The sequence below is a fragment of the Ruegeria sp. H8 genome, from assembly GCF_056532905.1.
Map to the genome: position 1 here is coordinate 116,457 of NZ_JBQFNY010000009.1, position 17,120 is coordinate 133,576.

A 17,120-nucleotide genomic window follows, 5' to 3' on the forward strand; every position below is an offset into this window, starting at 1 on the left:
ATTTTGAAACAACGCAATTGTATGTGCTTTTTGCGACAAACAACCTTAGCAAGAAGTACAGTGGGCGAAATAAAATAGGGGCGCTGTGGCCCCTTTCTCCAATTTACCCAATTGCAACAGCTTTGATGTCGTCGTCAATGAAGGGCAGATATTGTTCAAAGTTCTCGGCAAACATCTGCACCAGTTTTTCGGCCTGTTTGTCGAAGGCTGCCTGATCGTCCCAGGTACGGCGCGGGTCCAGCAGAACTTCGGCAACCCCCGGGACAGAGACTGGAACGTCAAAGCCGAAATTGGCATCCTTGCGGAATTCGGCGTCGCGCAGAGACCCTTCCAGAGCGGCGGTCAGCAAGGCGCGTGTCGCGCGGATCGGCATCCGGCTGCCCACGCCATAGGCGCCGCCGGTCCAACCGGTGTTCACAAGCCAGCAGGTCGCGCCGTGCTGGGCGATCTTGTCCCGCAACAGGTTGCCGTATTCCTCAGGGCGACGGGGCATGAACGGCGCGCCGAAACAGGTCGAGAATGTCGGCTGCGGCTCGGTGATGCCGCGTTCGGTCCCGGCCACTTTTGACGTGAAACCCGACAGGAAGTGATACATGGCCTGGGCCGGCGTCAGCCGCGCGATCGGTGGCAGAACGCCAAATGCATCGCAGGTCAGCATAATGATATTCTTCGGGTGACCACCCAGAGCGCTTTTGGATGCGTTCGAGATATACTCGAGCGGATAGGCGCAGCGCATGTTGGCGGTCAGAGAGTCATCGTCGAAATCCAGTTCCTTGGTTTCGGGGTCGAAGACCATGTTTTCGATCACGGTTCCGAACTTCGAAGTGGTGGCATAGATTTCCGGCTCTGCCTCGGCATTCAGGTTGATGGTCTTGGCATAGCAACCGCCTTCGAAGTTGAAGGTGCCGCGATCGGACCAGCCGTGCTCGTCATCCCCGATCAGTATGCGCGAAGGATCGGCGGACAAGGTGGTCTTTCCAGTGCCGGACAGGCCAAAGAACACGGCCGTATCGACCGGGTTGCCAACAGCATGGTTTGCCGAACAATGCATCGGCATCACACCTTTTTCAGGAAGCATGTAGTTCAGCAGGGTGAAAACGGACTTCTTGTTTTCACCGGCATATTCAGTGCCGCCGATCAGGATCAGTTTGCGGTCGAAGTTCATTGCAATCACGGTCTCGCTGCGGCAACCGTGCTTTGCCGGGTCGGCCTGAAAGCTGGGGCAGTTGATGACGGTGAAATCGGCCGTGAACTCATCCAGGTCTTCGCGGTCCGGGCGACGCAGCAGGTGGCGGATGAACAGGTTGTGCCATGCCAGTTCGGTAATCATTCGTACATTGATCGCATAAGCCGGGTCCGCGCCACCGACGAGGTCCTGTACGAAATAGTCGCGGCCCTTCATGTGGGCCAGCATGTCTTCGTACAGTGCGTCAAAGCCCTCGGGGCTCATTTCGGCATTGTTTTCCCACCAAATGGTGTCGGCAACGCTGTCGGTCTTGACGACGTGTTTGTCCTTGGGTGACCGGCCGGTGAACTTGCCGGTGGTAACCAGGAACGCTCCACCATTGCCAAGTGTGCCTTCGCCGCGCTTCAGCGCCTCTTCGATCAGCGCCGGTTCCATGAAGTTGTAATAGACATTGCCCAGACCCTCGATGCCCTGATCTTCGAGGCGGAATTGCGGGTTAACCCGTCCAGATGTCATGTGTGTCTTCTCCTGTGGCGGCGCGAAGGTCGTTGGCCGTTGCGCCTTTGGGGCAGTGAGCCGGGAAAACCGGCGGCTGAGCGCGTCTTATCACGGTCGTTCATGGCATGAACAGGCGGGTTTGACGCAGTTAGCGCAACCAAGTTCGGGTTTAGCGCCATCAGAAATTCAATGTCGGAAAAGCGGGCAGATTTTTGCGGGCATCAAGGCAAATTTGCCGCAGACCTGCCGCAACAAAGGCATGATTCGCAGTTACGGATTGATTCGGCGTCTTAAAACCGCCAACAATGCCTTACAAATAAGCGAATTATTGCGCGAGTGAGCAGGAATAGGGGTGAGCCCGATGTCAAAGATTGCACTTGTGGATGACGATAGAAACATTCTTACGTCTGTATCCATGACCCTCGAAGCCGAAGGTTTCGAGGTTGAAACATATAATGATGGCCAGGCCGCGTTGGATGCGTTCAACAAGAAACTGCCGGACATGGCTGTTCTGGATATTAAGATGCCGCGGATGGACGGCATGGATCTGTTGCAACGGCTGCGTCAGAAGACGCAGATGCCGGTGATCTTCCTGACCTCGAAAGACGATGAGATCGACGAGGTGCTGGGCCTGCGCATGGGCGCGGATGACTATGTAAAGAAGCCTTTTTCGCAGCGTCTGCTGGTCGAACGCATTCGGGCCTTGCTGCGCCGCCAAGAGGCGACAAGCGGCGATGCGGTCGCATCCAACAGCAATGAAACCAAAGTCATGGAACGCGGCGACCTGAGAATGGATCCGCTGCGCCATGCGGTCAGCTGGAAGGGCAATGATGTGTCCCTGACCGTGACCGAGTTCCTGCTGCTTCAGGCCCTGGCCCAACGTCCGGGATTCGTCAAAAGCCGCGACCAATTGATGGATGTCGCCTATGATGATCAGGTCTATGTGGATGATCGGACGATCGACAGCCACATAAAGCGTCTGCGGAAAAAGATGCGTGCGGCTGATCCCGAGTTCTCGGCGATTGAGACCTTGTATGGTATCGGTTACCGGTACAACGAAGAATAGGCGCGGCCGCCTGCAAGAGGTAATGGGGTCTCGTGCGCGACACCGAACAAGCCAGCGAATTGCGCGACGGTGACGTCGTTCTTGGGGATGACTGGGTCATTCCCCAGGACCCCGAGTCAGCGGAGCTGAGGGAAAAGCGATCGCGGAGAAACCTGTTTTCGCTGCGCGGTTCACCCCTGGCGCGCAAAATCATCACGTTCAACCTGATCGCTCTGGTGATCCTGGTCACCGGGTTGTTGTATCTGGACGACTCGCGAAAAGAGAAGGTTCAGCAGACCGCCCGCAATCTGCTGGGCGATGCGCAACTTGTCAGCAACGTTTTTGAAACCCAGTTGCGTCAGGGCGCACAGCAATCCGGGCAGAATGCCGGGAACCTGGACGTCAAGGATACCCTGTCTGGCCTCACCTTGCCCGAAGGGGGCGAGGTTTTTGTTTATGACGCCAGTGGCACGCTGATCGGCTGGACACGTGGTGCCCCGCAAGCCTCTGACATGCCGGTTCTTCTGCAATCCGAGGCCGAGATGCAGACCGGCAGTACGGTGATCAGCGACACGCTGAATGCCGTTTGGACGGGTTTGTCAAACCTGCTCAACTGGTCGACTGAAACCGAAGCACCGACGTTGGCGCAGCGTGTTCAGACCATTATTCCACAAGCGATTGCCGGTCAAAGTCAGGTGCAGGCGGTACAGGATGGCGCGGGTGAGACGGTCATCGTGGCTGCCGCACCAATTCTTTATCAGGATGTACCCGCCGGCGCGGTGGCCATTACCGGCCCGGCTGGTGAAATCGACGCGCTTGCCCGCCGCGAGCAGGAACGCATTCTGCAGATGTTTGTCGTGGCGCTGCTGGTTTCCGTGGGCCTCAGCCTTGTCTTGGCCTCGACCATTGCCAACCCGCTGGCCGATCTGGCATCCGCGGCAGAGATGGGCAAGGACCGGGGCACGGGTGTCAATCCCGGGCGCATTCGCATTCCCGACCTCAGCGCCCGTCCTGATGAAATCGGACGTCTCAGCCGCGCTTTGCGGGGTATGGTGACCGCGCTCTACAACCGGATCGACGCAAACGAACAGTTTGCCGCCGATGTCGCCCATGAAATCAAAAACCCGCTGGCCAGCCTGCAATCCGCCGTGGGAACGTTGCGGATGGTCAAGCGCGAGGATCAGCGCGACAAGCTGCTGGACGTGATCGAGCATGACGTACGGCGTCTGGACCGGTTGGTCAGCGACATATCAAATGCGTCGCGTCTGGATGCGGAACTGGTCAAGGAAGAAGAGCAGCCCTTTGACCTGCTCAAGCTGCTGGGCAATCTCGGCCAGTATCTGGGTGAGGATGCGCGCTCCAAGGGCATCGATTACATTACGGATCTGCCCTCTGAGCCAATTGTGATCAACGGGCTGGAAGCGCGTCTTGCGCAGGTCTTTGTCAATCTGATCACCAACGCCATTTCGTTCTGCGAGGAAAATGACGCAATTCGCGTCTGGGTCCGGCAGCGGGACAACCGCGTGCTGGTGGTTGTCGAAGACACCGGCCCGGGGATTCCCGAACAGGCGCTTACCAAAGTGTTCAAGCGTTTCTACTCGCAGCGTCCGGCGGAACATTTCGGCAATAATTCTGGCCTCGGTTTGGCGATCTCCAAGCAGATTGTCGAAGCCCATGGCGGGGTGATCTGGGCTGAGAACATCCGCCCGACAGAGGCCGATATCACATCGGATCCGCTGGGTGCCCGCTTTGTCGTGGGGTTGCCCGTCTAAATCCATGCATATTGATTCGTTGTCACTCGCGAAAGATCAGGACAGCGCCTGTGTTCATGCCTCCTGCGTTTCGGTTGCCGGACGCGGGCTTTTGATCATCGGTGCGTCCGGCACAGGGAAGTCCGGGCTGGCGTTGCAAATGATGGCGTTCGGTGCGAAATTGGTCGCCGATGACCGCGTCAATCTAGAGATGCGGCAGAATCGGGTGATCGCTTCGACCGTATCGCAGATCCGCGGTTTGATCGAGGCGCGCCAAATTGGTTTGATCAAAGCCGAACCCAGTGGTCCGGTTCCGCTGGATTACGTTGTGGATCTGGATCAGCCAGAGCCCGAGCGCCTGCCCGACCCTTTGACGGTTTCCGTGCTGAGGCAAACTGTTCCCTTGCTTCGGGGCGCGGGCGTGCCCAACTTGGCTGTAGCGATGATGCAGCTTCTAGGAAATGGGCGCGTAAACCCGGAATGGCCGAATACATGACATCGCAAAGGCGGATCGTACTTGTCACGGGGCCCTCCGGGGCAGGAAGATCCACGGCCATTCATGTGCTGGAAGATCTGGGCTTTGAAGCCATCGACAATCTGCCGATGGGTCTTTTGTCGCGCTTGCTCGACAGTGCTGACAGCGACCGTCCCATGGCTTTGGGTATAGATGCCCGCAACCGGGATTTCTCGACGATCGGTTTCATAGAATTGGCTGAAAAGCTGGGCCGCTTGGCGCAGGTCGATCTGACGGTTCTGTACCTGGATTGCAGTGATGATGTTCTGGTGCGCAGGTTTTCAGAAACCCGAAGGCGGCATCCCGTCGCCAAGAATGCCAGCCCGGAAACTGGCGTTCAGCGCGAAAAAGAGCTGCTGGCGCCGATACGAGAGATTGCGGATACGCTGATCGACACCAGCCTTCTGAACGTGCATCAGCTGCGGGAAGAGGTCGAGCACTGGTTCGCCCCGCAAGGCGGGCGGCATCTGGCGGTTTCCATCGAATCCTTTTCTTACAAACGTGGCCTTCCGCGTGGATTGGACATGGTGTTCGATTGCAGGTTTCTGGCGAATCCGTACTGGCGCCCGGAATTTCGCGCAGCGGATGGTCGAAACCCTGACGTTGCGCACTATGTGCAGTCAGACGCTAACTACTTACCGTTTTTTGAACGTGTGCTGGACTTGCTGACCCTGTTGCTGCCGGCCTTTCGGGCCGAGGGCAAAGCGCATCTTTCCGTGGCGTTTGGGTGCACAGGGGGCCAGCACAGATCAGTTGCCCTGGCAGAGGCCGTTGCAAAGGCCCTTGCGGAAGATGGGCAGCAGGTGGCAATTAGGCATCGCGAGATGGAACGTCGGTCGTTGAATGTGAGGTCGGATTGATCGGAATTGTGATCGTTGCACATGGTGGGTTGGCTCAGGAATACCTGGCCGCCACACAACACGTGGTCGGACCACAGGCCAGCCTCGTGGCGGTCGCGATCGAGGCTGACCATGACCGGGACGAAAAACAGGCCGAAATCTGCCGTGCCGCTGACGAAGTGGACACCGGCGATGGTGTCGTTGTTGTCACCGACCTCTTTGGCGGAAGCCCCTCGAATCTCAGTCTGCGTGCCTGCGCGCCTCAGGACCGGCGTATTCTGTATGGGGCAAACCTGCCGATGCTGATCAAATTGGCCAAAAGTCGCCACTTGCCCATTGGTGATGCCGTCCGTCAGGCAATGGAGGCTGGACGGAAGTACATCAATGCGCAGAATGTGACATTGGATTAAAAACGGATTATTGAATATGACGAGCCGAAGCCTGAAAATTATCAATGAAAAGGGCCTGCATGCACGCGCCTCGGCAAAGCTGGTTGAGGTTGTAGAGGGTTTCGATGCACATGCTGAGGTGTCAAAAGACGGACTTTCTGCATCAGGCGACAGCATCATGGGCCTTTTGATGTTGGCAGCATCGCGCGGAACAACTATTGACGTCGAGACGTCCGGGCCGGATGCTGAGGCATTGGCAGAAGCTCTGGAAACGCTTGTGAACGACAAGTTCGGAGAGGGGTTCTAAGCCACCCCGCCGGGACAGGAAGAACGGGAAGACCAGGAATTGGCGGAAACGACGCACGAGACCAAGACAAACCCGGTGGTGGATGGGACCACAGATCAGGGTGAGATCTACGACCGTAGAACGCTGACCTATGCGAATTCATTCGACGATGCCTGGACAGCGACCGCCATTCGGGCCATCGAGTGGTGCACAGGCAAGCTGACCATTTTGCGCATGGTCAACAAGTTCGAAAAAAAGAACGAATACTATCGCGGCCAGCGGTTCTGGGGCGGTGCCCTCAAGACTATGGGAATCGACCTGACCACACCGCAGGAACAGATTGACCGCATTCCCAAGACCGGCCCGGTTGTCGTCGTCGCCAACCACCCGCACGGTATGGTCGATGGCATGATTCTGGCGGAACTGATCGGCCGGGTACGCAGCGATTACCGCATCCTGACCCGTTCAGTTCTGACGGGTCTGGACGAAGCGGCCACGTCATTCATGATTCCGGTTCCGTTCCCACATGACCCCGAGGCGCAGGCCAAGATGCTGGAAATGCGCGGCAAAGCCATGGAGCATCTCAAAAACGGCGGCGTTGTGGCGCTGTTCCCATCCGGTGTTGTGATGTCCTCGGATGATTGGTTCGGGCCTGCGATCGAGCGGGACTGGAACGTGTTCACTGCCAAGATGATCCGCCGTTCCGGCGCGCGTGTGGTCCCGATTTTCTTTCCGGGCTGCAATTCACGCTGGTATCAGATCGCCAACCGTGTCTCTGCAATTCTACGGCAGGGATTGTTGCTGCATGAGATCGTCCGATCCTGCAACAAACCCCAGTCGCCGGTGATCGGCGAACCGATTTCGGACCACGATATGGAGTTGCTGGAGCGCGATCCGCGCGGTTTCATGGTCTGGCTCAGAAATCACACCATGTCTCTGGGCAAGTCGGAGCAGACCTGATCCGCGTCTTCATCTGGCCAAAAATATCCCGGGGGCGAGGGGGGCTGGCCCCCTTCAGCGTGTCGGTACCGGAACTTCCCCACGATAATCATAAAAACCGCGCTCGGTCTTGCGCCCCAGCCACCCGGCCTCGACATATTTCGTCAGGAGAGGGCAGGGACGATATTTGGTATCGGCCAACCCGTCATGCAGCACGTTCATGATTGCCAGACAGGTATCCAACCCGATGAAATCCGCCAGCTCCAGCGGGCCCATGGGATGATTCGCCCCAAGTTTCATGGACTGGTCGATGGATTGAACGTTCCCCACACCTTCATAGAGTGTGTAGACCGCCTCGTTGATCATGGGCATCAGGATCCGGTTCACGATAAAGGCTGGAAAGTCCTCGGCGCTGGCCGCCGTTTTGCCCAACCGATCCACCACCGCTTTGCAGGCGTTGAAGGTTTCTTCGTCCGTGGCGATGCCGCGGATCAATTCCACCAATTGCATAACAGGGACAGGGTTCATGAAATGAAAACCCATGAACCGTTCGGGCCGATCCGTGCGGCTTGCCAGGCGGGTGATGGAAATCGAGGATGTATTTGACGTCAGAATCGTATGCGGCAGCAGGTGCGGTTGGAGGTCCTCGAAAATCGCCTGCTTGATCGTTTCCCGCTCGGTTGCTGCCTCAATAACCAGATCGGTTTGACCCAGTTTCGGCAGATCAAGCGTGGTCGTAATCCGTTTCAGCGCAGCCTTCATCGCCTCGTCGGTGATTTTGCCACGCGACGCCTGCCGCGCCAGGTTACCTTCGATCGTGGCAATGGCGTTTTCCAGAGCATCCTGGCTGACATCGTTCAGCAAGACGTCGTATCCCGCCAACGCCATAACATGGGCAATGCCGTTGCCCATTTGCCCCGCACCAATCACCCCGACCGATTTAACTTCCATGTTCAGCTGCCTTTGCCCTGTAGGATACCGCGACAGTATCGGCAGACCGGGGCAGGCGGCAAGAGGATCAAGGCGGTCAATTTCGCTTCAAATGCGCGCATTAGGAAAATCTCAATATCTATGACCACAAGATGGCACCGGGTGAGAAAACGGGGGCTTGATATGAGCTTTCATCAGGCAAACAGCGGTAGGGAGTCCGCCTGCCAATATGCCAATTCGAAACTTTGGTTCCGGGGTCCACCCGGCACGTTGGATCAGCCCTATGTGGCCTGTCTGGGAGGAGAGGAAACTTTCGGCAGATTCGTCGATAACCCGTTTCCTGCCGTGCTTGAGAAGCGATTGGGAAAGCCATGCGCCAACTTCGGCAGCCTGTTTTGCGGAATCGAAGCGTTGTCCACTGATCCCGGGGTGCTGACTCTGGCCAATCAGTCAGACCTATGCGTGTTGCAAGTGCCCGATCTTCTGCGCCAATCGAACCGGTTTTACCGCGTACACCCGCGTCGCAACGATCGGTTCCTTGAACCCACCGCGGACTTGCTGGGGCTGTACCCGGATGTTGACTTCACGGAAATCCATTTTGTGCGCCATTTGTTGGAGCGGCTGAGCGCAACAGAAGACGCTCGAATCGAAGTCGTAGCGCAGGAACTGCGAGAGGTCTGGATACGCGCCACCGGGGACTTGATAGAACGGATCGAACCCGGCGTTGTCCTGCTTTGGCTGCATGTGCAGCGGCAAACCGGATCGCATGTCGACCATATCGTGCCCGATGCCGACATGATCGAACAGCTACGCCCGCTATGCGCTGATGTCGTCGAGGTTTCGGTCGCTGTATCCGCGCGATCGGATGCTCTCGAAGATGTTATGTTCGGAACGCTTCAGCAGCCGATTGCGGAACATATGATCGGCCCGTCCGCGCACCGAGAAATTGCTGAACACCTGATGATCGCCTTGCGGAACCTGAACTGAAAAAGGCCCGCCTGTTGGCGAGCCTTTGCAGATCAATCCGGATATCCGGTTCAGCCGAGCTTTTCGGTCAGTTCCGGTACCGCCTGGAAAAGGTCTGCGACCAGGCCGAAATCGGCGACCTGGAAGATCGGCGCCTCTTCGTCCTTGTTGATCGCCACGATGACCTTCGAGTCCTTCATGCCGGCCAGGTGCTGAATTGCGCCCGAAATACCGACGGCGACATACAGATCCGGGGCAACAACCTTGCCGGTCTGACCCACCTGCCAGTCGTTCGGCGCATAGCCCGAGTCAACGGCCGCACGCGACGCACCAACCGCCGCACCCAGCTTGTCGGCCAGCGTTTCGATCAGTTTGAAGTCCTCTTCCGAGCCGACACCACGGCCGCCCGAAACAACAACGCCCGCCGAGGTTAGTTCCGGACGGTCGCTTTCGGCAACCTTGTCCTCGACCCACGACGACAGACCTTCGGAGCCCGGAACCGAAACGGTTTCAACTGGGGCCGAGCCGCCTTCGCCGGCCGCGTCAAAGCTGGCGGTCCGCAGGGTGACAACCTTCTTGGCGTCGTTCGACTTGACGGTCTGGATCGCGTTGCCCGCGTAGATCGGGCGCTCGAAGGTCGAGCCGTCAACCACGCCGGAGGCATCCGAGATCACCATTACGTCCAGCAGGGCTGCAACGCGGGGCATCACGTTCTTGGCGTCGGTGGTGGCCGGTGCCACGATGTGCTCGTAGCCATCGGCCAGGCCCACGATCAGGGCTGCGGTCGATTCCGCCAGGCGGTGGCCCAGCGACGGATCCTCGGCGACCAGAACCTTGGAGACACCGTCGATCTTGGCCGCGGCCTCACCGGCAGCAGCGGCAGACCCGCCTGCGGCCAGAACGGTTACGTCACCCAGCACTTTCGCGGCGGTCACGGCCTTTGCGGTCGCATCCATCGCCAGTTCGCCGTTGTTCACTTCGGCAAGCAGAAGTACAGCCATTACACAGCCCCCGCTTCTTTGAGTTTCTCGACCAGCTCGTCAACCGAGCCCACGATGATGCCTGCCGCGCGTGCCGGCGGCTCTTCGGTTTTGACGATTTCCAGACGCGGCGTGACGTCGACGCCGTAATCGGCGGCGGTTTTTTCATCCAGCGGCTTCTTCTTCGCCTTCATGATGTTGGGCAGCGACGCATAGCGCGGCTCGTTCAGGCGCAGGTCAACGGTGATGATGGCGGGCATCTTGACGCTGATGGTCTGCAACCCGCCATCGACCTCGCGGGTGACCTTGGCGGTGTCGCCTTCGATGTCCAGCTCGGACGCAAAGGTGCCCTGGGACCAACCCAGCAGCGCCGACAGCATCTGGCCAGTGGCGTTCATGTCGTTGTCGATCGCCTGCTTGCCTGCCAGAACAATGCCGGGCTGCTCTTCCTCGACCACTTTGGCCAGGATCTTGGCAACCGCCAGAGGCTCGATATCGGTGTGTACATCGTCAGCCGCCACAACCAGGATTGCGCGGTCCGCACCCATGGCCAGCGCGGTGCGCAAGGTTTCCTGCGCCTGCTTCACGCCGATCGAAACAGCAACGACTTCGTCGGCCTTGCCAGCTTCTTTCAGGCGGATCGCTTCCTCTACTGCAATTTCGTCGAACGGGTTCATCGACATTTTGACATTGGCGAGATCAACACCGCTACCGTCCGCTTTCACGCGGACCTTCACATTGTAGTCAATCACGCGTTTGACAGGCACCAGTACCTTCATTGTAGCGCTTTCTCCTCAAAAAAACGGTAAGCCGCGCAGGCGACTCCACCAATGCTCTCGACCGACTAGATAGCGCCTGCCGCAGTGGCACAACAGAGCAAAATCGTCACGTCATGGCGTCGGGACGTCGCGTTTTGCAATTTTTTTGCCAAGTGGCGAAAGAATATTACCCGCGACTCTGTATTTCGCGATCAGCGGTTCGCGCCCGGAACCCACAACACGTCGTCTTTGCCGTTTGCGTTTGCGCAGCGTGCTGCAACAAAGAACCAGTCGCTGAGACGGTTGAGGTATTTGACCGCCACGTCGTTGACGGGCTCCATATTCGTCAGCTCGACCGCAAGCCGTTCCGCCCGACGTGAAACGGTCCGGCAGACGTGCAGATGTGCTGCCAGACGCGAGCCACCGGGCAGGATGAAGCTGCGCAGGGGTTCCAGCGTCTCGTTCATTGCGTCGATCTCGGCTTCCAACCGGTCGATCTGGGCAGGCACGATGCGTAGGGGGGGATAATCGGCCTCGGCGTCTTTTTCCATGTCGGGGCGACAGAAGTCGGCACCCAGATCGAACAGGTCATTTTGAATGCGCGACAGCGCGGTTTCGACATCACCTTCGGCCTCGGTCCGTGCCACGCCGACAAAAGCGTTCAGTTCGTCCACGGTGCCATAGGCTGCGACGCGGCCCGAATATTTTGCCACGCGCTCTCCGTTGCCTAGGGCGGTTTTCCCGTCATCGCCAGTGCGTGTGTAGATTTTGTTGAGTACGACCATTTATTGAACTCCCTGTCCGCGCAGATACACGAAAAGCACGATCAGCAACACGGCGATGAACTGAAAGAGGATGCGCAGGCGCATCATCTTGTTGCTTTTCTTGGCCGCTTCCATGCCGCCTTTGCCAAAATTCGCGATGCCTAAGGCCAGCACTACGACAACTGCCGCCATAGCCAGAAGCAGAATGACCATCACAAGGTCCATTTGAAGTCACCGTCCGGTTTTTTTCGATTACCACCCATCTAGCGTCAGGGCGTCGAAAAGCGAACGGGAAATATCGTCTCAGATATCCGAAAGGATTCGATCAGAGGCGTTTGTAGGCAGAATGCGGCGCAGTATCCCGGCGATATATGTCGGAGTGGTCACATAGTAACGTGGTTTGGGGCGTCGGGCCTCGACCGCATGGGCCAGCTTGTCCGTGACGGCAGAGGCGGGCAGTTCAAATCGGTCTGGCCCACTGCTTTCATAAAGGCGCTTCAGCAGTGAGCCTTCATACTTCTCCCGAATGGCCGAGTTTTCCCAGTCGATGTATTTCTCGAACAATGGGATCGCCTTTTCCCGGAGTTTTGAGGTGATGGGGCCGGGCTCGATCAAGACGATGTGAATGTCGGTATCCCGAAGTTCCAGCCGCAGCGTGTCGGTCAGCCCTTCGATCGCGTATTTTGTGGCGACATACGCGCCGCGCCACGGGAAGGCGACAAGCCCCAGAACCGAGGAACACTGCACAATCCGGCCATGACCCTGTTCCCGCATGACGGGAATGACCTGTCGGGTCAGCTCGTGCCAACCAAAGACATTGGTCTCAAATATATGGCGCAGGCCATCCGTCGGAACATCCTCGACCGCGCCGGGCAAGCCATGTGCACCATTGTTGAAAAGGGCATCCAGCGAGCCGCCTGTAGCCTCGAGAACGTGGGACAAACCCGATGTAATGCTGTCTGCATCAGTGTAGTCGATTCTGGGGCTTTCAAAGCCTTGTGCGCGTAGGCGATCACAGTCGCGTTGCTGGCGGCAGGATGCAAAAACGCGCCAGCCTCTTGCACGCATACCGTGTGCCGCGTCCAGACCGATGCCTGACGAGCATCCCGTGATAAGAATCGATTTCTGCATATGCCTTCCGAGCCTGATCCCCGCCCATAGCTATGGCGGGGTTTGCGGCAGGGCAATGACACTTCGATGTCAGTTCGTTGTTTTCCGGACGAGTGATGCCGAAATCCACCCAACCTGTTGCCCCGGCAACACGCGCAGGCGCAACCAGCCGGTACCTGAATCCCCGAATACCTCAACCTGCTGGCCGATCCTGGCTTTGCCGATGATCGGATAGATCGTCCCCGGCCCATCACGCAGGTTCACGCGGGTTCCCGAAATTTCACGGATATCCTTGGCGGCCTCGACAGGGGCGGGCAGTTCAACCGTTGGCAGCTCGGCGTCGGTGGTGACCTGTTCGAGAGAGGCCAGACCCTGTTCCAGCGACGCAAGGGTCAGAGTGACGTTTTCGTCAGCGAACAGTGAGGGGTTTGCCTTCAGGCCAGCTGCGACTTGCGACAACAGCGCCTTGGTTTCTGCTTCGTCCAGCTCGGCCACGGGTTCAGTGACCGGTGCGACTGGCGCCGGAGGCTTTACCGCAGCACGCGCGACCAGAGTTTCGGCGGGCGCGGATTCGATAGCCGGCCTTGAAGGTCTCGGGGCAATGGCAACACGCTCGGGCTCCGCAGTGCGGACTCCGCGCGGCTCAAAGTCAGGACCTCCGCTCATCACGTAAAAAGTCCAGCCGAGTGCGGCGAAAGTAACAAGTACAAGGCGCGTCATGGCGCATCCCCCAATTCAATCGTAACAACAAAATAGGCAGCAATCATTCAATTGTTGGAATGGTAGCATAATAGAAGGGCAGAGTCGAAAATTCGGGGAAAACACCGACTTGCCTCCCCCTGTTGCAAAAAGCCCGACTTGTCCCCAGTAAAATACGCGTTGCTTGCTTTACCAAGGCGTTCTTGCGTCGTATCACATCATATATGAACGATACGATCGACGACCCCAACATGGAGGCCCCCGACCACGGGGGTGAGGTTGCAGAACCGCTGCGCCGCGCGATAGGCGAGCGTTACCTGACCTATGCGCTGTCCACCATCATGCACCGCGCCCTGCCGGACGCGCGGGACGGATTGAAGCCGGTGCACCGGCGAATCCTCTATGCGATGAGAGAGCTGCGACTCAGTGCAACCGGAGGTTTTCGCAAGTCCGCCAAGATTTCCGGCGACGTGATGGGCAATTACCACCCGCATGGCGACGCCGCGATTTACGACGCAATGGCGCGCCTGGCGCAGGACTTCAACGTGCGTTACCCGCTGGTCGACGGGCAGGGGAATTTCGGGAATATCGACGGCGACAACCCGGCGGCCTCGCGATATACCGAGGCGCGGATGACCATCGTGGCCGAGGCGCTGCTGGAAGGTCTGAACGAAGACGCCGTGGATTTCCGCGACAACTATGATGGCACGCTGACTGAACCGGTGGTGCTGCCTGCGCAGTTTCCGAATCTCTTGGCCAACGGCGCCAGCGGTATCGCCGTCGGCATGGCGACCAACATCCCACCGCACAATATCTCGGAGCTTTGCGACGCCTGCCTGCACCTGATCAAAACGCCTGACGCGCGGGACGACACGTTGCTGAACTATGTCCCCGGCCCGGATTTTCCGACCGGTGGCGTGATCGTCGAACCGCCCGAGAACATCGCGCAGGCCTATCGCACAGGGCGCGGCTCGTTTCGGCTGCGCTGCAAGTTCGAGGTCGAGGATCTGGGGCGCGGCCAGTGGCAGATCGTGGTCACCGAGATTCCCTATCAGGTTCAGAAATCCAAGCTGATCGAAAAGATCGCGGAACTGATCCAAACCAAGAAAATCCCGATCCTCGCAGATGTGCGCGACGAATCCGCCGACGATATCCGTCTGATCCTTGAACCGCGTTCGAAAAACGTGGACCCCGAGGTGCTGATGGGCATGCTTTATCGCAACTCGGACCTCGAGGTGCGGTTCAGCCTGAACATGAACGTATTGATCGATGGGGTGACACCCAAGGTCTGTTCGATGAAGGAAGTGTTGCGCGCCTTCCTCGATCACCGGCAAGAGGTGCTGCTGCGCCGCTCGCGTCACCGCATGGCCAAGATCGACCACCGGTTGGAAGTGCTCGAAGGCTTTATCGTCGCCTTCCTGAACCTCGACCGTGTAATCGACATCATCCGTTATGACGACGACCCCAAGGCCGCGCTGATGCGCGAGGACTGGGGCATCGACCACGTTCGCGCCACCGATGAATCTGACTACGTCACACCCAAGCCGGGCGAGGGCGAGCTGTCAGAAGTTCAGGTCGACGCCATCCTCAATATGCGCCTGCGCTCCTTGCGTCGTCTGGAAGAGATGGAGCTGGTTCGCGAACGTGACGCGCTGATGGAAGAGCGCGCCAATCTCGAAGATCTGCTGGCCGATCCCGCCCTGCAATGGGCCAAGATTGCCGAGCAATTGAAAGAGACGAAGAAGACCTTTGGCAAAGACTACGAAGGCGGTGCACGCCGCACCAGATTTGCCGAGGCGGGGCAGGTCGAGGAAGTGCCGCTTGAGGCGATGATCGACAAGGAACCGATTACGGTCGTCTGCTCGCAGATGGGCTGGATTCGCGCCATGACCGGCCATATCGACCTGAAGCGCGAGTTGAAGTTCAAGGACGGCGACGGCCCGCGTTTCATCTTCCACGCGGAAACGACCGACCGGTTGCTGGTCTTTGCCTCGAATGGCCGATTCTATACCGTCAGCGCAGCCAACCTGCCCGGCGGGCGCGGCATGGGCGAGCCCTTGCGCCTGATAGTCGACCTGCCGAACGAGGCGCAGATCATCGACATTCTGATCCACAAGCCGGGGCGCAAGCTGCTGGTGGCCTCGGACGCGGGCAACGGCTTTATGGTGCCGGAAGATGACGTGCTGGCGCAGACGCGCAACGGCAAACAGGTGCTGAACGTCAAGGGTGACGAGACCGCGATGATCTGCAAGCCGGTCGCGGGCGACCACGTCGCCGTGGTGTCGCAAAACGGCAAGTTCCTGGTTTTCCCAACCCAGGAACTGCCCGAGATGACGCGCGGAAAAGGCGTGCGTTTGCAAAAGTACAATATGGCACGCGGCCGGCAGGGAACGCTCGAGCTGGATGGCGGATTGTCGGATGTAACGACCTTCAACTGGGAAGAAGGCCTGAAATGGTCCATGGGCGGCGACAAGACCCGACATGAGGCGGATATGACGCAATGGCTGGCAAAACGAGCCAGTGTCGGGAAAAAACCGCCCTATGGCTTCCCGCGCGACTATAAGTTTTCGTGATCGCGCTGCTTCGCGGGTGAATTTCCGCCGATACGGCTTTGCACAACCCGTATCGGTGCGCTAGATCAACAAAAAACAGGCCTATCGAGACGAGACATGTTGCGCATTCTGACGCTGATCACCGGACTGGCCCTGATGGCCGCTTGCACACAGACACAGGTGTATGAGCCGCCTGAATCCCTAGGAGAATTCAAGCTTCGTGTGAATTATGCCTTTGCGGACAAGGCCGTTCAGGGACCTGTATCGCGGGACGCCACACCTGACGAATGGACGAAGGCGATCCAGAACGCGGTTGATATTCGTCTGGGGCGTTACGTAGGCAAACAGGAATATGACCTTGGCATCAGCCTTGAGGGTTACATGCTGGCCCCGCCGGGGATCCCTGTGATCTACAACCCCAAAAGCACTGCGATTGTGTTGGTCAACGTCTATGACGTGAAGAAAAAAGAGTTTCTGGCCAAGGGTAAGCAATTCCAGGTGCTGGAAGACACCACCGGCGGAAGTGCCCTCAAAGGATCGGGGCATGAGCGCACAAAAGAAGAACAGATGAGCGGTCTGGCCCTCAAAATTGCCGACCGGGTCGAGGAATGGCTGGCTGAAGAGCACAAGGAAAATGGCTGGTTCGACCGGCGGCCGGACCTGATCCAGCCTCTAGAATCCGTCGAGGTCACGCAAAATCCAACGTGATCGGCGCATTTCCCTCAGGATGTGCTTGATTTTCCCCTTTGAACCAAATATTCCGCGCGCGCAGATGTAACCACGGGACCAAGGGTCCCCCAAATCGCAAAAGGGCGCCTGAGGAATGGCAAAGGAAAAGTTTGAGCGTACAAAACCGCACGTCAACATCGGCACGATTGGCCACGTTGACCACGGCAAGACCACGCTGACCGCAG

General features: G+C 58.2%; 20 protein-coding genes. 12 read left to right on the forward strand and 8 right to left on the reverse strand.

The window, feature by feature from the left end; genetic code table 11:
* Nucleotides 1-103: 103 nt before the first annotated feature.
* Entirely contained in the window at nt 104-1,702 is a 1,599-nt protein-coding gene (locus ACR0A2_RS18375; RefSeq protein ID WP_171205751.1) for a phosphoenolpyruvate carboxykinase, read from the reverse strand.
* On the opposite strand from ACR0A2_RS18375, the gene ACR0A2_RS18380 reads away from it, so the two are divergent.
* The 8 genes from ACR0A2_RS18380 to ACR0A2_RS18415 are packed head-to-tail and all read left to right on the forward strand — an operon-like array spanning nt 1,701 to nt 7,468.
* Nucleotides 1,701-2,024 (forward strand): hypothetical protein, encoded by a 324-nt coding sequence (locus tag ACR0A2_RS18380; protein WP_171169149.1) that lies wholly within the window; start codon nt 1,701-1,703, stop codon nt 2,022-2,024. The genes ACR0A2_RS18375 and ACR0A2_RS18380 overlap by 2 nt on opposite strands.
* Nucleotides 2,025-2,045: 21 nt before the next feature.
* A complete protein-coding gene (locus tag ACR0A2_RS18385) occupies nt 2,046-2,750 on the forward strand; it encodes a response regulator transcription factor (protein ID WP_480836625.1) in 705 nt (234 codons plus the stop codon).
* Nucleotides 2,751-2,782: 32 nt separating this feature from the next.
* Nucleotides 2,783-4,501: a sensor histidine kinase gene (locus ACR0A2_RS18390; RefSeq protein WP_152457100.1), complete on the forward strand. Its 1,719-nt coding sequence runs from the start codon at nt 2,783-2,785 to the stop codon at nt 4,499-4,501.
* Between the two features lie 4 nt (nt 4,502-4,505).
* Nucleotides 4,506-4,976: an HPr kinase/phosphorylase gene (locus tag ACR0A2_RS18395; protein ID WP_480836628.1), complete on the forward strand. Its 471-nt coding sequence runs from the start codon at nt 4,506-4,508 to the stop codon at nt 4,974-4,976.
* The gene (gene rapZ, locus ACR0A2_RS18400) at nt 4,973-5,854 is read left to right on the forward strand and encodes an RNase adapter RapZ (protein WP_171120239.1); all 882 of its coding nucleotides are present in this window, start codon (nt 4,973-4,975) and stop codon (nt 5,852-5,854) included. The genes ACR0A2_RS18395 and rapZ overlap by 4 nt, the downstream gene beginning before the upstream one ends.
* Nucleotides 5,851-6,243 carry a PTS sugar transporter subunit IIA gene (locus ACR0A2_RS18405; protein ID WP_152457103.1) on the forward strand — a complete coding sequence of 131 codons (393 nt, stop codon included), beginning with the start codon at nt 5,851-5,853 and terminating at the stop codon, nt 6,241-6,243. Before rapZ ends, ACR0A2_RS18405 begins: the two co-directional genes overlap by 4 nt.
* A 16-nt stretch (nt 6,244-6,259) precedes the next feature.
* Nucleotides 6,260-6,529, forward strand: coding sequence for an HPr family phosphocarrier protein (locus ACR0A2_RS18410; protein WP_152457104.1), 270 nt, complete (start codon nt 6,260-6,262; stop codon nt 6,527-6,529).
* A gap of 39 nt (nt 6,530-6,568) precedes the next feature.
* Nucleotides 6,569-7,468: a lysophospholipid acyltransferase family protein gene (locus ACR0A2_RS18415; RefSeq protein ID WP_480836630.1), complete on the forward strand. Its 900-nt coding sequence runs from the start codon at nt 6,569-6,571 to the stop codon at nt 7,466-7,468.
* 54 nt (nt 7,469-7,522) lie between these two features.
* Here the strand turns inward: ACR0A2_RS18415 and ACR0A2_RS18420 are convergent, their stop codons facing one another.
* Complete coding sequence (locus ACR0A2_RS18420) at nt 7,523-8,398, reverse strand: 3-hydroxybutyryl-CoA dehydrogenase (protein WP_152457106.1); 876 nt, start codon at nt 8,396-8,398, stop codon at nt 7,523-7,525.
* Nucleotides 8,399-8,560: 162 nt separating this feature from the next.
* On the opposite strand from ACR0A2_RS18420, the gene ACR0A2_RS18425 reads away from it, so the two are divergent.
* Nucleotides 8,561-9,364, forward strand: a complete 804-nt coding sequence (locus ACR0A2_RS18425) for a DUF6473 family protein (protein WP_480836632.1) — start codon at nt 8,561-8,563, stop codon at nt 9,362-9,364.
* A 50-nt stretch (nt 9,365-9,414) separates the two neighbouring features.
* On the opposite strand, the gene ACR0A2_RS18430 is transcribed toward ACR0A2_RS18425, so the two are convergent.
* The 6 genes from ACR0A2_RS18430 to ACR0A2_RS18455 form a co-directional block, all read right to left on the reverse strand.
* Complete coding sequence (locus ACR0A2_RS18430) at nt 9,415-10,344, reverse strand: electron transfer flavoprotein subunit alpha/FixB family protein (protein WP_480447479.1); 930 nt, start codon at nt 10,342-10,344, stop codon at nt 9,415-9,417.
* Nucleotides 10,344-11,102: an electron transfer flavoprotein subunit beta/FixA family protein gene (locus ACR0A2_RS18435; protein WP_152457108.1), complete on the reverse strand. Its 759-nt coding sequence runs from the start codon at nt 11,100-11,102 to the stop codon at nt 10,344-10,346. The genes ACR0A2_RS18430 and ACR0A2_RS18435 overlap by 1 nt, the downstream gene beginning before the upstream one ends.
* A gap of 191 nt (nt 11,103-11,293) precedes the next feature.
* Nucleotides 11,294-11,866: a cob(I)yrinic acid a,c-diamide adenosyltransferase gene (locus ACR0A2_RS18440; RefSeq protein ID WP_152457109.1), complete on the reverse strand. Its 573-nt coding sequence runs from the start codon at nt 11,864-11,866 to the stop codon at nt 11,294-11,296.
* Nucleotides 11,867-12,070 (reverse strand): twin transmembrane helix small protein, encoded by a 204-nt coding sequence (locus tag ACR0A2_RS18445; protein ID WP_152457110.1) that lies wholly within the window; start codon nt 12,068-12,070, stop codon nt 11,867-11,869.
* Between the two features lie 78 nt (nt 12,071-12,148).
* The gene (locus ACR0A2_RS18450) at nt 12,149-12,976 is read right to left on the reverse strand and encodes an SDR family NAD(P)-dependent oxidoreductase (RefSeq protein ID WP_171232673.1); all 828 of its coding nucleotides are present in this window, start codon (nt 12,974-12,976) and stop codon (nt 12,149-12,151) included.
* 69 nt (nt 12,977-13,045) lie between these two features.
* Entirely contained in the window at nt 13,046-13,675 is a 630-nt protein-coding gene (locus ACR0A2_RS18455; RefSeq protein WP_253285116.1) for an SH3 domain-containing protein, read from the reverse strand.
* Between the two features lie 203 nt (nt 13,676-13,878).
* Here ACR0A2_RS18455 and parC point away from each other — a divergent pair, with 203 nt between their 5' ends.
* From parC to ACR0A2_RS18470, 3 genes are all read left to right on the forward strand, one after another.
* Nucleotides 13,879-16,227, forward strand: coding sequence for a DNA topoisomerase IV subunit A (parC, locus tag ACR0A2_RS18460; RefSeq protein WP_480836636.1), 2,349 nt, complete (start codon nt 13,879-13,881; stop codon nt 16,225-16,227).
* Between the two features lie 96 nt (nt 16,228-16,323).
* Complete coding sequence (locus ACR0A2_RS18465; protein ID WP_480447484.1) at nt 16,324-16,914, forward strand: hypothetical protein; 591 nt, start codon at nt 16,324-16,326, stop codon at nt 16,912-16,914.
* A gap of 115 nt (nt 16,915-17,029) precedes the next feature.
* Nucleotides 17,030-17,120: GTP-binding protein (locus ACR0A2_RS18470; protein WP_215675807.1), on the forward strand; the 91-nt coding region annotated here is incomplete at its 3' end.

Excerpts from the sequence above, each read along its gene's own strand:
- ACR0A2_RS18410 (WP_152457104.1), top strand. The coding sequence starts at position 6,260 with ATGACGAGCCGAAGCCTGAAAATTATCAATGAAAAGGGCCTGCATGCA.
- ACR0A2_RS18395 (WP_480836628.1), top strand. The coding sequence starts at position 4,506 with ATGCATATTGATTCGTTGTCACTCGCGAAAGATCAGGACAGCGCCTGT.
- ACR0A2_RS18465 (WP_480447484.1), top strand. The coding sequence starts at position 16,324 with ATGTTGCGCATTCTGACGCTGATCACCGGACTGGCCCTGATGGCCGCT.
- parC (WP_480836636.1), top strand. The coding sequence starts at position 13,879 with ATGAACGATACGATCGACGACCCCAACATGGAGGCCCCCGACCACGGG.
- ACR0A2_RS18455 (WP_253285116.1), bottom strand. The coding sequence starts at position 13,675 with ATGACGCGCCTTGTACTTGTTACTTTCGCCGCACTCGGCTGGACTTTT.
- ACR0A2_RS18450 (WP_171232673.1), bottom strand. The coding sequence starts at position 12,976 with ATGCAGAAATCGATTCTTATCACGGGATGCTCGTCAGGCATCGGTCTG.
- ACR0A2_RS18445 (WP_152457110.1), bottom strand. The coding sequence starts at position 12,070 with ATGGACCTTGTGATGGTCATTCTGCTTCTGGCTATGGCGGCAGTTGTC.
- ACR0A2_RS18375 (WP_171205751.1), bottom strand. The coding sequence starts at position 1,702 with ATGACATCTGGACGGGTTAACCCGCAATTCCGCCTCGAAGATCAGGGC.
- ACR0A2_RS18440 (WP_152457109.1), bottom strand. The coding sequence starts at position 11,866 with ATGGTCGTACTCAACAAAATCTACACACGCACTGGCGATGACGGGAAA.
- ACR0A2_RS18420 (WP_152457106.1), bottom strand. The coding sequence starts at position 8,398 with ATGGAAGTTAAATCGGTCGGGGTGATTGGTGCGGGGCAAATGGGCAAC.
- ACR0A2_RS18435 (WP_152457108.1), bottom strand. The coding sequence starts at position 11,102 with ATGAAGGTACTGGTGCCTGTCAAACGCGTGATTGACTACAATGTGAAG.
- ACR0A2_RS18380 (WP_171169149.1), top strand. The coding sequence starts at position 1,701 with ATGTGTGTCTTCTCCTGTGGCGGCGCGAAGGTCGTTGGCCGTTGCGCC.
- ACR0A2_RS18385 (WP_480836625.1), top strand. The coding sequence starts at position 2,046 with ATGTCAAAGATTGCACTTGTGGATGACGATAGAAACATTCTTACGTCT.
- ACR0A2_RS18425 (WP_480836632.1), top strand. The coding sequence starts at position 8,561 with ATGAGCTTTCATCAGGCAAACAGCGGTAGGGAGTCCGCCTGCCAATAT.
- rapZ (WP_171120239.1), top strand. The coding sequence starts at position 4,973 with ATGACATCGCAAAGGCGGATCGTACTTGTCACGGGGCCCTCCGGGGCA.
- ACR0A2_RS18430 (WP_480447479.1), bottom strand. The coding sequence starts at position 10,344 with ATGGCTGTACTTCTGCTTGCCGAAGTGAACAACGGCGAACTGGCGATG.